Genomic DNA, 13760 nt, shown 5'->3' with positions numbered 1-13760 from the left:
AATTGATGCTTAAAACGATATCATATAAATCATCACTTCAGACATCACAGTCTAGAACGCGCCATGAAAGCAGAAACCATTCGCACGACGTTAACAATCCCAAAAGAACTGCTAGAAGCTACAGATAAAGCGGTACTAGAGGGAAAAGCCAAAAGTAGGAATGATTTTGTGGTGCAGGCTTTGAAGCGGGAATTAGCAGCACAAAAAAGAGCCGAAATTGATGCTGCTTTGGCAGAAATGGCGAAAGACCCTGATTATCAAGCAGAAGTCTTAAAAATGGAGATAGAATTTGCACCAGCGCAATGGGAGGCGTTGCAGCTAGGGGAATCGCCAAGATGAGAAGGGGTGAAGTGTATGATGCGCGTCTAGAAATGACAGAAGGTTCAGAACAGGGAGGAACTCGCCCCGTAATTATAGTCAGTCGTGACGTGATTAATCTATCTAGCCCAGTGGTTTTAGCAGTACCATGTACCACTTATCAAGACGGCAAGAGAGTTTACCCTACTCAAGTTTTAATTTTAGCACCTGATGGCGGATTGAGGAAAGATTCAATTGCCATGGCAGATCAGGTGCGAGTGTTGTCTAAAACCCGTTTTTTACGTCTCAGAGGGGTGCTTTCTCCGGTGGTAATGGCACATTTGGCACAGGCTTTAGTGATTGCCTTAGATTTACCAAGTTTGGAGGAAGATTAATCAATTTAAATGTGGGATGATTTAGCTGAATCAGGGTGCTAATCACTGTATTTCACAGTACAGTATTGATATGAGATAGAAACAAAAAATTCCGAAAAAATCACTATCAGCTTTATATATTAACGAAAGGAGTGTCAAAATTTCTATGCACATTCATACTCTTGAAGAATGGCAGCATTCTCATAATTTTTCTATTGACCAAAATCATGCAGAGAGAAACACCAAAATAGTGATGCTGCTGACAGCATTAACGATGGTGGCTGAGATTTTAGCTGGAACTACGTTTGGTTCAATGGCTTTGCTTGCTGATGGTTGGCATATGTCAACCCATGTTGCTGCCTTTGGAATTACGATTTTTGCCTATCAATATGCGCGGAGTCACGCAAACAACCCTAAATATACTTTTGGAACTGGAAAGGTTAGTGTACTTGGAGGTTTTGCAAGTGCGGTTGCACTGGCTGTCATCGCTTTTGTGATGGGACTTGAGTCGCTGGGGCGTTTTTTTCAGCCTCAAACTATTCAGTTTAATGAAGCAATTGGTGTTGCTGTGATTGGGTTAGTTGTTAATATAGCCAGTGCTTTTTTGTTGCAAGATGATCATCACCATGCACATGAACATGATCACGATCATCATGACCACCATGATCATAATCTTCGTGCTGCTTATATTCATGTTTTAGCAGATGCACTAACTTCTGTTTTTGCCATTATTGCTTTATTTGCTGGTAAGTTTCTGGGTTGGGTTTGGATGGATGCAGTAATGGGATTTGTTGGTGCAGCTGTGATTGGAAAATGGTCTTATGGTTTGGTGCGTGACACTGGTGCAATTTTGCTAGATGGAGCAATTGATAAACAAACAAAGTTAGCTATTGTCAATGCTATTGAAGAAGACGCTGATAATCGGGTTACAGATTTGCATATTTGGTATGTGAGTCAGCATCATTTGGCCGCTACAATTTCGCTAGTTACTCATTACCCGCAAACACCAGAATTTTATAAAAACTTACTTAAAGATATTCCATCTCTAGCTCATGTATCTGTGGAAGTTAATCACTGCCACGGGGAACCTTGTGTAGAGATACAAGCCGTTTAAAATGGTCACTGTTGCTGTAGTTTATAATAGTTTCAAGTCTATATTGTTTTAGGAGGTGCGATCGCAAAGCGCTCCGTAGGAATAGCATGATTATTGATCCAAGCAATTTGACAACAACTCATTTCATCCCAGATAAGTAGCGTATTTAAAAAAATTGGGTGTTTTTTACAGGGGAAGGTCGTTGAATAACCGTTCTGTTGAGTTAACTAATCTATTATGAGATTGACGCTGTTCTTTTACCGTAGTCAAAGTTTGAATAATGGGAGTTAAACAACGTTTTGCATCTTCATATCTACGCTGTTTCAGTTCTTTTATACGTTCATGACTCCTAAATTTTGCTGTATATCATTTACCTTTACGTCCTATGGGTACACACATTGGTGTTCCCACAACTGGGTCAGCAATAACACGACACTCTAACTCAAAAACCTCTTTTACCATTTCCTCAGTCATAACTTCTTGTGGTTCTCCAGCAGTAAAAATTCTGCCTTCTTTAATGGCTACTAAATAATCAGCATAACGACAAGCTTGATTTAAATCATGCAACACCATGACGATAGTTCTGCCCTGAAATTGGTTTAATTCATACAACAAATCTAAGACTTCTATTTGGTGTGCTAAATCTAAAAAAGTAGTCGGTTCATCCAATAATAAAATATCCGTATCTTGAGCTAATGCCATGGCAATCCAAGCTCGTTGTTTTTGTCCACCTGATAAAGTATCTAATGCCCGTTCAGATAACTTGAGCAAATCTGTAATTTCTAACGCCTGCTGAACAATTTTTTCATCTTTCTGAGACCATTGCTGCAACCAATTTTGATAAGGATAACGTCCTTGGGCTACTAAATCTCTGACTGTTAAACCTTCTGGTGCTATGGGACTTTGAGGCAAAATTCCCAATTGCTGGGCTACTTCTTTTGTCGAAAGTTGAAAAATAGATTCTCCATCAAGATATACTGCACCACCACGAGGTTTAAGTAATCTAGCCAACCCTCTTAATAAAGTAGATTTTCCGCAACCATTAGCACCGACTAAAGCACTAATCTTTCCGCTAGGAATCGCTAAATTTAGATCCCATATAATTGTCGTACCATCATAAGCTAAAGATAAACTTTTCGTTGATAATCCTTTCATAATTGGTGATTGGTAATAGAATATTAATTTTTATCCTGTTAATCCTTAAATCCTGGAAATCCTGATTCAGACTATTTTTTCCGATCACGAATTAATAAATACATAAAATAAGGAGCGCCCACGGCAGCGGTAACAACTCCACAGGGAATTTCAATAGGTGCAAATATAGTTCTTCCTAATAAGTCTGCTACCACAACAATCATTCCTCCTAGCAGTGCAGAAGTAGGAATCAAACCGTGATGATTTGTACCTACTAATTGCCTTCCTAAATGGGGTGCTATTAAACCGACAAAGCCGATCATTCCGGCTGTGGCTACTGATGCACCTGCTAGGGCTACTGCTACTAGCAACAGTAAACTACGCTGCCATTCCACGTGACTGCCTAAACTTCTAGCAATATCATCTCCTAAATTTAAGGCGTTCAAATGTCTGGCTAATGTCAACGCCATTGGTACAAAAATAATTAACCAAGGTAAAAATGAAAATACTTGTTCCCAGGTGCGTCCGTAAACACTACCAGCTAACCAAACCAAAGCATCACTAACGCTGTAAATGTCTCCGAAGGTAATCATTAAACTGGTGAAGGCACTAGCGATCGCAGATAAACCCACTCCCATTAAAATTAATAAAATCGGCGAACTGCCATTATTCCAAGCTAACCAGTAAATTAAAGTAGCCATCAACAAAGCCCCGCAAAAGGCTGATAAAGGCAAGATGTAAACTGGTGCGGAGGGAAATAAGACAATAACTGTAACTGCGGCTAGACTTGCTCCAGAATTGATGCCAATAATACCGGGGTCAGCTAAGGGATTGCGTGTTAAACCTTGGAAGATAGTTCCAGAAATAGCCAGCGCCACTCCCACCATAAAAGCTACAACGGTACGAGGTAGACGCAAGGAATTAATAACAAATAAATGATCAGGGTTTCCTGTATCAACACCCAATAGAGTTTTAATAATATCTAGGGGAGAGATAGGATATTCACCTCTACCCACATTTAACACCATTGCTACCCCAATCACTGCTAGTAAAAATAACAGCATTGTTGGTACACGTCGGTCTATGCGAAAAGATATTGCTGAGGAACGAATCACCAACCAATCAACCTTCATTTTTTCACCTTTGATTTAGCCAGGTAGACAAAAAAGGGAGCGCCCACCAGTGCAGTCATCACACCTACAGGTAATTCCTGGGGTTTGAGGACGACACGGGCGGTAATATCTGCTACTAAGAGCAGAGTTGCCCCCACAACAGCGGAATAAGGCAAAATCCAGCGATAATCGGTTTTAATGAAAAATCGGACTATGTGGGGAACAACTAAACCAATAAAACCGATGGGACCAGCAAGGGCTACTGAACTTCCTGCTAGTAAAACTACGCTGAGGGCAGTCAGGATTTTTATCCAGGCTGTTTTTTGACCTAAGCCTTTGGCTACATCGTCACCTAGACTCATGGTGGTAATTTGTCTACCCAAAGCAAAGGCAATTACTAAGCCGATGATGATAAACGGTAGTGCGGAAACGAGTATAGTGGTATCTCTACCTGCTAATGAACCAGCTAACCAAAATCTAATTTCTTCTAATGTGCGTTGACTGATGATTAAAATCGCAGTGGTGAGGGAAGAAATTAAAGCTGTCAGTGCTGCACCTGCTACTGTGAGATTGAGTGGGGTAGCACCTCCCTTTCCCAGTGAACCCAGGAAGTAGACTAAAGTTGCTGTAACTCCCGCACCCAAAAAAGCCGCAATTGTCAAGGTAGCAACTGATGAAGTACCAAACACAAAAGTTGTGATAACTACGGTGAGTGCTGCACCGACTTCAATGCCCAAAATACCTGGATCTGCTAAGGGATTGCGTGTTAAACCTTGCATTAATGCCCCAGATACTGCCAGGGCTGCACCGACTAAAATGGCAATGAGCGATCGCGGTAATCTGACAGTTTGAATAACTAAATGTTGATATGAACCATCAAAGCTGACAAAGGATGTCAAAATCTTATTTATTGGTATTTCTACTGCCCCTAACGTGACACTAGAGACCAAACAAACTAGTAGCAGCACCACACATACAACCAAGCTGAACACAGGTTTAGCCGCCGAATTCATCAAATTATTAGCCTCCCACCGTTGGTGTTATCCGCCTGTTAAAAATGAAAGAATCAGTTGTCATACTTTATACTGTCTTGTTTTTATGCTTCCTTCCTTCTTGACTCATGACTCCTGAATCCTTTTAAAACTATTTCCGTGTAGCTACACCTAATTTCACTCCTTCTACCCGTCGCACTTTATCCATCACCGCTACCACTTGTCCATGATTAACTTTTTCATCAGCATTTAGTACCACCATCAACTGTGTTTTCGGTTCTAACTTTTCTCTCACTCCTGTTTCTAATTGTTCTAAACTAATTGCTTTTTTGTTCAAAAATATCTCTCCATTCTTATTAATTGTCACCGTCACCTGTGCAGGACGATCTGTTTTACCCGTAGCTGCCTGAGGTAAACTAACTGGTAAACCTTCGGAACGAGTTAAATACAACGTTGACATAATAAAAAATGTCAAAATCGCAAAAATAACATCAATCATCGGCACAATATTAATCTGTGCTGGAATTTCCGGCTCATCTTGTAGACGCATACGCTTTTTCTCCTTTTTCGTAGCGACGACGGTATAATAGTTCTAAATGACCACCATATTCTTGAATCAAAGCAATTTGCCTTTGATAAAATCCCCGGAAAGTATTAGCAAAAACAAGGGTAAAAATTGCCACAATTAACCCAGACGCAGTGGAAACCAACGCTTCACTAATACCGCTAGTTACCCCCGCAGTTTTTGTTCCGCCAACATCACCAAGATTGAGTGAAGCAAAAGAACTAATCAACCCCAATACCGTTCCCAGTAATCCTAACAGGGGCGCGAGGGCAATAATAGTATCAAAAATTGTATTAAACCTTTTGAACAAAGGTATTTCTGCCTGGGCTTCACTCTCCAACGCCAAACGAAATTCTTCTGGATTTGGTTCTTCCAGTTCTAAAGCTGTTAAAAATATCCGCGCTATGGGTAAATCTGCATTCTTTCGCAGTGTATCAATTGTACTTACTACATTATCCTGACGATAGAGATTCAACACGTTTCGGACTACCCGTTGCTGACGGGTACTGATTTTTGCCCAAAATTTGATCCGTTCGATAATTAACCCTACCGCCAACACAGAAGAACCAAGCAGGGGCCACATTACCACACCACCTGCGATAAACAGATTTTTAATATCCATGTCTGATTTGCAAGCCTTTCAGTAATTTTCCTAAGTAATTGAGTTTAAGTTAACTGACATAACTTCTCAAATTAAATTAAACTAAATAGGAATTCTTGTCAAGATTTTAATACCAGCCATAGTGAAAATACCGTTATTATTAGGGTTTTAGTCGCTAAAATCATTGCCTAATTAGAGATTTTAGATAAAAAGAGCAAAAATAAAAGTTAAGATTTATCGATTGACATTTTTATCAAATCTCTGATATTCTTCCAGAATTAATGAAAGTATCTAGCAATAAACATATGAATTTTTCTAGCATAGCCCTACAGCAGCGAGAGCAAGAAATAAAAACACTGAGAACTTTTTTAACATATAGTTTGATTGGATCGTTAACTCTACACATTGGGTTACTGGCTTCTGGTATTGGTAATCTACTAATGAAAGTGCCGGAAATGACAGAAGAGCCACTAGAAATTACTATGGTAGAAACTCCACCGAAGATAGAATCAAAACCTCTAGAAAAACTAGAACTGACACAACCTGATATTGCTGAAAATTCACGGATTTTGACTAATTCAAACAGTCGTTCTGGTGGCGGTGGCGGTGGTGGTTTGAGTATCAATAACATTTCTTCCACATCTGAATTAAAGCCGCAACAAAACAAGGTAGCATCTGCTGTCGTTCCATTTCCGAAAATAGAAGATCTTAAACCTTTACCATCTATACCCAAAGAACCTGTCTCGGAAAGGAAATTAGAACCACAGTCTCAAGTAAAAGCGTCTGCTCCTCAAAATATACTTACTCAAACTTCATCTAGAGATAGCACGACAGTACAAGCATTTTCACAATCTAGTGCAAATTTAAGCAAATTGCTGGCAGGAATTAGAGATAATGGGTCAAATCAAGGAGTTTTACAACCCTCTCAAGGTACTGTGGGTGGGAATGGTGCCGTAACATCAAACTCATCAGGGCTTCTTGGTAGTGGCAGTGGCAGCGGTAGTGGTAGCGGCAGTGGTAGCGGCAGTGGTAGTGGTAGTGGCAGTGGCAGCGGCAGTGGTAGCGGTAGTGGTAGCGGTAGTGGTAGTGGCAGTGGTAGTGGCAGCGGCAGTGGTAGTGGTAGTGGCAGCGGTAGTGGTTCAAAAGTTGCAACTGCACCAACAACTCCCAAATTAAGTACTAACTCTGGTAGAGGTAATGGCCGTGCTGCTTGTCGGGAGTGCGATACAAATTATCCAGATTGGGCGAGGAGAAGAGGAGTAGAGGGCAGAGTTGAAGTAGCTGTTGATACTGATAATCAGGGTAATGTTACTAAGGTGCGGTTGTTGAGATCTAGTGGTAACGAGAAATTAGATGCAGAACATTTAGATCGAGCGCAAAAGTGGAAACTCAAACCCAGTTCAGAAGGTAGACAAGGTGTTAGTATTGGGACTGAATATGCGATCGCAGGTTCCCAACGACATCGCCAACTGCAAGAACGCAAGAAACAAAGAGAATCAGAACAAAGAAACGCTGCATCTACAAACAATGCAAGTAATTCTGCAAGCGAAACACCAAGACGCAGCCGAAGATTAGTAACATCTGTTAATGAAAATATTCCTAGAGAACCGAACCCAATCACCAGAAGAATTCGCCGCAGCAGAAACACAGCAGCATCAACAGAATCTGCTTCCACTTCATCAGCAACTAAAGGTCAGCGTTTGGGAGAAGCTCTCAGAAGAAGAAGAAATCCAGCAGTAACTAATGCTTCTTCATCTTCAGGACAAACAACCAAAAGAAGACGAAGACGGGAAGCAACTCCAGCTTCTCCAGTCACTAACAATAGTCAAAGTAGTCCTCAACCTAGCAGCTGGCGGCGACGTTTGCAACAACCAGCATCGTCAGAGCCAAATCAACAACCTTAACGATAGAGCCAGAGTAGAGACGTTCCCTAGACAGTCTCTACAACAGATGTTGAACCTACCGCCAATCTTCCCAATTTTGGTTAAAAATGGAAGTATCAGGAAAAGCTGTAGGATTACCATTTTGTTCCAACAGCCGTTTTAAAACTTGTAATTGCGGTTCTTGTTTAGGTAAATCATCAACTAATTGATAGGGTGCAATATTTTCTTTGATTGCAAAACTGGCCACAGTTCCCGCAGCCGCACCAGAAGACCATTCAAAGGAATGAACCCGATAGGCAGCAGCAGCTATATGGCTGGTAGCAATACTTTTACCCCCTACTAATAAATTATCAATTTTTTGGGGAATCATGGCTCTGAGGGCAATTTGGAAAGGATATGCTTGTCCAGCACCCCGTCTTTCTCCCGCACGTTCAGTATTACCAGGTGCTTCAGCGGGACTTTTTGTCATGCAAGGATGGAAATCTATGGCGTAATGACCGATACCCACAGAATCAGGGAAAATCGTTGAACGACTCCGCCGCATGACCTTATCTGGAGAGATTTGACCACTAATTACTGATGGTGCTTCTAAACCTGCCAGTGCTGCTGTTAACCAACGATACATATCTGCGGGCAAGTTTTTCCGGTAATACTCATCATTATAATTACGGCGAGAAATATCAATTTCCCAAATTCCAAAACCTTCCGGTTGTCCCCAACTAGGACGGCCGATAATGCGTCTTCCTTCCCGCATATATGGGTATTTTGATAAACCGTGTGCAGTTCCCATTGGAGAATTTAACCCTGTTAACAAACGGTTATTTGGTTGGGGTTGCTTTACACCTGCACCGAGTTGGGAGTCAGTATTTCCCGCGACTAACCAGTAATAATAAGCAAGGGCATTTTCTTCACCTTTGCGGAGGGTTTCGGTTCTTAGTCCCCCCGTCCAACCTCCAGGGTTTAACTGTCCAGAAGTTTGTAATTGTTGACGTGTATAAATGAGATTATCATTAGCAGTTCCTGGACGGTAGTCATTCCCCCAAGTCCAGTTTTGCATGGAGATGTCTCCTGGTGTGGGTGCGGTAAACTTAACCCCATTGAATGTAGTTGGTTGTCCTTTTTGCGGACTCCAAATCCGTCTGTAGGTAAAGACTAAATCAAAATTTGCCAATCGCGCTAATTCATAGCTAAAATATGGCGCATATTGGGGATAGAATGGGGGCATTACTTGATTTTGCGGGTCTTTGGTAGACTCCATTGCAAAGGTATAAGTAAAACCTTGGGTACAATAGGAGTCGTTGGTAGTGCTAGAAGATGAAGGTTCTAAATAGGAAAGCGCATCAATTCCGAGTCTGTAAGGAACATCGGCTAAAGCGATAATTTCCCCGGTTTCGCTGGTGTCTACAACATACCATTTGGAAGTATTGTTTTTAGTTTGTTTGGGGAGAAAGCGAATTAAAGTTTTGCTTAATTGTGGGGAGTTTTCGTAGCGATAAGCATCTTCAATGGTTTGAGATAATGTAGCGGTGTTTAGGGGTGGTGCGCCTGTTGCTGGTTGATGTTGAATTGCGATCGCACTATTAATGATTTTACCATCTTCACTAATTGCTAAATCTTTAATTACTGTATTGGGAAACCATTGCAACTTTCCTCTACCCCGTTTTTCAGCTTCTTTAAGCATTTGTGTCATGATGTTGTGAGCATCACGGGGGAGAAAGCAAGAGTCGCTTACCCAACAATCACCAGGATTTAGTTTGCCATATTTGCGTTGAATGCGGTTTCTTAATTCCAAATATCCACGAGAATAGAATTGTTTAGCTCGTTGGGTTGGTCTTTCGTCTAATGCAGATGTACCTTGAGAAGATATTTGTCCACCTAACCAGTCGGTTATTTCCGTTAAGCAAACCGTCCGTCCTGCGAGTAACCCTTCATAAGCTGTAGCAACTCCAGAGAGTCCACCACCAACCACAAGAATTTCACAGTTGACGGTTTTATCAGGAGTGCGTGGAGTTGTAGCAGCAACGGAATAGGGTGTGAGAAAGGTGGTAATTAAGCTGAGACTAATGAGAGATTTTTGGTGACAAGCCATTTTGTGTCTGTTTTTCATGGTTTATGCATTCTGTACACTACGTCAAATTGTAGACGGTAGCTTTGGGGAAATGTTCTTGGTGAGGTTGAATAAAATATATTACAGCGATTTTCAGGTCAATGAACCACATTTTTAAATCTCACGCAAAGACGCAAAGGCGCAAAGGAAGAAAGGAGGAGAATAAGAAGGATGTGGTACAAATATATGAACCCTGCTGTAAACTAATAAATATGTATTTTGCGTAATTCTTTGGTTATCCTTTGCCACATAATTAAGAGTTATAAAATATCGGTTCAATTTTACTTATATATAAGGTTATATCCGAGAATAAGAGTATATTTTCAATTGAATAACTAGGTGTTCGCATAACGTGCCGGAGCGATCGCACTCCACTAATCTGCTAAAATCAAACAACCTCTCTAAAATCTAGCAACCCCACCCATCATCTATCATAGATGGCATATAGGCAGACCGCTGCAAAAACTAACTAACGGATAGGGAAGGTTGTTATGAAGAGCAAAAACCCCATAATTTCCAATTTAGCTTTAAAAAGCGCAATTTTATTATCACCCTTGCTGATATCTACTGGTTTTGTCAGTGGACAACTCCAACTATCCGCTCATGCTCAAGTACTCTCAAATCAGGAACGGGAAGAATTAACCAGACTGCGAACAGAAAACAGACTTCAAAAGCAAGTACAGTCAGACTTTGAGCGTGCTTTCACTCGCACCAATACCCTGCTCAATATCTGGTTAACTATCTTAAGTTTGTTTCCTGTGGTTTTAATTGCTACATTATGGTTACTACGAAAGGCCATAATTCGAGAAATTGTTGAGCGAGCAATGCAACAAGTACAAGGAATCGAAAATTTGCAAGCTCAATTAATTACAGTTAATCAAGATGCGGAGAACCTGATTAAAATCTCTCAAAATCTTACCCATGAATTAGGAGAGGGAGTTAACAATCTTCAACAAAAAATTCAAGGTGAAGAGAATAAATTATCTATCTTATTATCGGATTTACCAAAATCAAAACAAGAATTTTTAACAGCATTAGAGCGTGAGGTTAAATCTGCTCAAGAAAATATCAGTAATTTAGAATTTAAATTAAATACTCAATTAGAACAATTAAATTTATCTAGTCAACAACAAAAAATTGCCATTGAAAATGCTAAAAAATTAGAAGCTGATTTAGTTGCTCAATTTACTAGACTGAAGTTAGAACTGGAAAGCCAAAAAGATATTGCTGTTAATGATATTGAACAATCCCGTTCTCAGTTGATATCTCAAATTCATGGGTTAGGGTCAGAAGCTTTACAGCATAAAGATTATACTTTTGAAAGTATCTCAAAATTACAGTCAGAATTTACGGCTGAATTATCTCAATTTCAGATAGATGCTAAAAACCAAAAAGATATAACTATAGAGCATTTAGAAAATCTAAATAATTTATTTAAATCACAAATTGCAGAATTACAAATTGATGCTCTAACCCAAAAAGATAATGTCTTTGATAGTTTGGTTAATTTACAATTAGAATTCTCTCACCAACTTGCAGAACTACAGAATGCTGCTCAAGTTCATCAACAGCAAATTATTGAAAATTTAGCAACATCTGGTGGAGAATTTATTTCTCAGTTTTCAGATATTTACACTGATGTTCAACAACAGCAAGCGCTGATTCAGAAAAATTTGCAAAAGTTAGACTCTGAACTTGTAAATCAGCTTGCAGAATTACAAAATGCTGCTCAAGTTCGTCAACAACAAATTATTGATAATTTAGAAATATCTGGTAGAGAATTTACTTCTCAATTCTCAGATATTCAAACTGATGTTCAAGAAAACAAATTGATAATTTTAGAAAACTTACAGAAGTTAGAATCCGAATTTGTTAATCAGCTTGCAGAATTACAGAATACTGCTCAAGTTCGGCAACAGCAAATTATTGAAAATTTAGAAGTATCCGGTGGAGAATTTACTTCTCAGGTTTCAGAAATTCAAACTGATGCTAAAAAACAAAAATTGATAATTCTGGAGAATTTGAAAAAATTAGAAGCTGAATTTGTGAACCAACTTTCAGACTTACAATTAGATGCTCAACAGCATAAAGATGTTATTTTAGAAGAGTTAAAAGAAGTTAAACCTACGCCAAAACTGGAAACAATATCAGAATCAGAAGCACCTCAACCAGAAGTTTCTGCTGATGATTATACTAAAGAAGCAGATATGCTGTTTTCAGAAAAACGTTATGAAGATGCTTTTGCTATTTATGAGCAAGCGGTAAACATTAAATCTGATGATGCAGAAATTTGGCTCAAACGTGGTATTATTTTGAATAGACTAAAACGCTATAAAGAAGCTATTGCTTCTTACAACCAAGCTATCAAAATTAAACCTGATTATCATCAAGCTTGGTGTGATATTGGTGTTGCTTGCGGGAACTTAGGAAAACATAAAGAAGCCTTTAACTGTTTTGATAAAGCTACCCAAATTCAGCCAGATGATGGTGTAGCTTGGTTAAATCGGGGTTTGTCTTTGGTAGAGTTAGAACGTTATGAAGATGCACTTGCATCTTTTGATCAAGCGCTGCAATTTCAACCCAATTCTCCTAAGATTTTAGATAAACGTGGTTACACTTTGGTAAGATTAGGAAGGGATGACGAAGCGATCGCTGATTTTGACAAAACGCTAGAAATCAAATCAGACTATCCTAGTGCTTATTACAATAAAGCAGCCTGTTATGCGCTACAGAGAGAAGTAGAATTAGCTTTAGAAAATCTACAAACAGCAATTCAACTTAAACCTAGTTATAAGGAAGATGCTGCAACTGATATAGATTTTGATGATATTAAGCATGAGCCAAGTTTCCAAAAACTAATTCTCAGCTAATTCGGTTAAAAAAATCCATCCATAGTCTCTATAAAAATTAGAACCTGTGGATGGATAATTTTGAAGTCACTAATGCCTCTTTTGAAGGGAGGGATATATGGCAGAGAAATTGGTTTATAGGTTAGCTGTAATTATGCAAGGAAAAGCTTTAACAACTATGTAGTTTCCACCCAAGGAAATCCTATCAATGTCTCATAACTGAAGATATAACTTATCTCCCTTATACCTCATCTATCTAGAGAGATAGGGACAACTCTGCCTAAAGACAGATTGACTAATACATATTTTTATAGTAAAGAGTAATTTTCAAATTTAATTGAACTTACTAAAGGTACTGGAAAACCCGCTTAATTAAATTTAAGCTTTTTCCTTAAAGAGTTCAGGACTCACGCACTGAAATGGAAAACTGTCATTCTGAGCGCAGCGAAGAATCTCTCCAGAAGTTGAAACGCCTATTCTACCGTTCTCAACTTGGCTGAGTGCGTCAGTCCTAGAGTTATGTCTATCAGTCGCCACTACGCCATTGGGAGGAAGAAACAATTGCGCCCATATTATACAGTTTTCATCTCTCAGAATATCTTGACCTAAAATCCAAAGCAGCAAACGACTCAAATTTAAATCGTATTTGTACCGATTTTGCACGAATTGAGATGAAATCACAGTAATACTCCACGAGGATTAATACAGGCTGTCAAATAAGCTTGTTTTCTGTCATTACAGAGTGCATAGTAG

The 13760-nt window shown here is 39.4% G+C and carries 11 protein-coding genes; 5 read left to right on the top strand and 6 right to left on the bottom strand.

The annotated features are described in order from the left end of the window. The first annotated feature begins 63 nt into the window (after nucleotides 1–63). The 3 genes from ACOWPH_RS12730 (at nucleotide 64) to dmeF (ending at nucleotide 1785) form a co-directional block, all read left to right on the top strand. Nucleotides 64–339: a ribbon-helix-helix domain-containing protein gene (locus ACOWPH_RS12730; protein WP_015215751.1), complete on the top strand. Its 276-nt coding sequence runs from the start codon at nucleotides 64–66 to the stop codon at nucleotides 337–339. Further along, entirely contained in the window at nucleotides 336–692 is a 357-nt protein-coding gene (locus ACOWPH_RS12725; protein ID WP_015215750.1) for a type II toxin-antitoxin system PemK/MazF family toxin, read from the top strand. The genes ACOWPH_RS12730 and ACOWPH_RS12725 overlap by 4 nt, the downstream gene beginning before the upstream one ends. A 145-nt stretch (nucleotides 693–837) precedes the next feature. Continuing rightward, nucleotides 838–1785: a CDF family Co(II)/Ni(II) efflux transporter DmeF gene (dmeF, locus tag ACOWPH_RS12720; RefSeq protein ID WP_015215749.1), complete on the top strand. Its 948-nt coding sequence runs from the start codon at nucleotides 838–840 to the stop codon at nucleotides 1783–1785. Between the two features lie 345 nt (nucleotides 1786–2130). Here dmeF and ACOWPH_RS12715 read toward each other — a convergent pair whose 3' ends face one another. From ACOWPH_RS12715 to ACOWPH_RS12695, 5 genes are all read right to left on the bottom strand, one after another. Beyond that, on the bottom strand, nucleotides 2131–2919 hold the full coding sequence (locus ACOWPH_RS12715; RefSeq protein WP_015215748.1) for an ABC transporter ATP-binding protein: 789 nt from the start codon (nucleotides 2917–2919) through the stop codon (nucleotides 2131–2133). Nucleotides 2920–2990: 71 nt separating this feature from the next. Beyond that, nucleotides 2991–4031, bottom strand: coding sequence for a FecCD family ABC transporter permease (locus tag ACOWPH_RS12710; protein WP_015215747.1), 1041 nt, complete (start codon nucleotides 4029–4031; stop codon nucleotides 2991–2993). After that, nucleotides 4028–5023 (bottom strand): FecCD family ABC transporter permease, encoded by a 996-nt coding sequence (locus ACOWPH_RS12705; protein ID WP_015215746.1) that lies wholly within the window; start codon nucleotides 5021–5023, stop codon nucleotides 4028–4030. The genes ACOWPH_RS12710 and ACOWPH_RS12705 overlap by 4 nt, the downstream gene beginning before the upstream one ends. A 130-nt stretch (nucleotides 5024–5153) precedes the next feature. Further along, nucleotides 5154–5552, bottom strand: coding sequence for an ExbD/TolR family protein (locus tag ACOWPH_RS12700; protein WP_015215745.1), 399 nt, complete (start codon nucleotides 5550–5552; stop codon nucleotides 5154–5156). After that, complete coding sequence (locus ACOWPH_RS12695; RefSeq protein WP_015215744.1) at nucleotides 5536–6189, bottom strand: MotA/TolQ/ExbB proton channel family protein; 654 nt, start codon at nucleotides 6187–6189, stop codon at nucleotides 5536–5538. Before ACOWPH_RS12695 ends, ACOWPH_RS12700 begins: the two co-directional genes overlap by 17 nt. Before the next feature lie 284 nt (nucleotides 6190–6473). On the opposite strand from ACOWPH_RS12695, the gene ACOWPH_RS12690 reads away from it, so the two are divergent. Further along, on the top strand, nucleotides 6474–8072 hold the full coding sequence (locus ACOWPH_RS12690; protein WP_042466079.1) for an energy transducer TonB: 1599 nt from the start codon (nucleotides 6474–6476) through the stop codon (nucleotides 8070–8072). A gap of 55 nt (nucleotides 8073–8127) precedes the next feature. On the opposite strand, the gene ACOWPH_RS12685 is transcribed toward ACOWPH_RS12690, so the two are convergent. Then, nucleotides 8128–10158 carry an FAD-dependent oxidoreductase gene (locus ACOWPH_RS12685; RefSeq protein WP_042465174.1) on the bottom strand — a complete coding sequence of 677 codons (2031 nt, stop codon included), beginning with the start codon at nucleotides 10156–10158 and terminating at the stop codon, nucleotides 8128–8130. Nucleotides 10159–10649: 491 nt separating this feature from the next. On the opposite strand from ACOWPH_RS12685, the gene ACOWPH_RS12680 reads away from it, so the two are divergent. Next, nucleotides 10650–13028, top strand: coding sequence for a tetratricopeptide repeat protein (locus tag ACOWPH_RS12680; protein WP_015215741.1), 2379 nt, complete (start codon nucleotides 10650–10652; stop codon nucleotides 13026–13028). Nucleotides 13029–13760: the final 732 nt, after the last annotated feature.

This window comes from Anabaena sp. PCC 7938 (genome assembly GCF_049315035.1).
GTDB lineage: Bacteria > Cyanobacteriota > Cyanobacteriia > Cyanobacteriales > Nostocaceae > Anabaena > Anabaena cylindrica.
The sequence above is the reverse complement of the archived record's forward strand: the minus strand, read 5'-3'. Positions and strand labels throughout refer to the sequence as shown.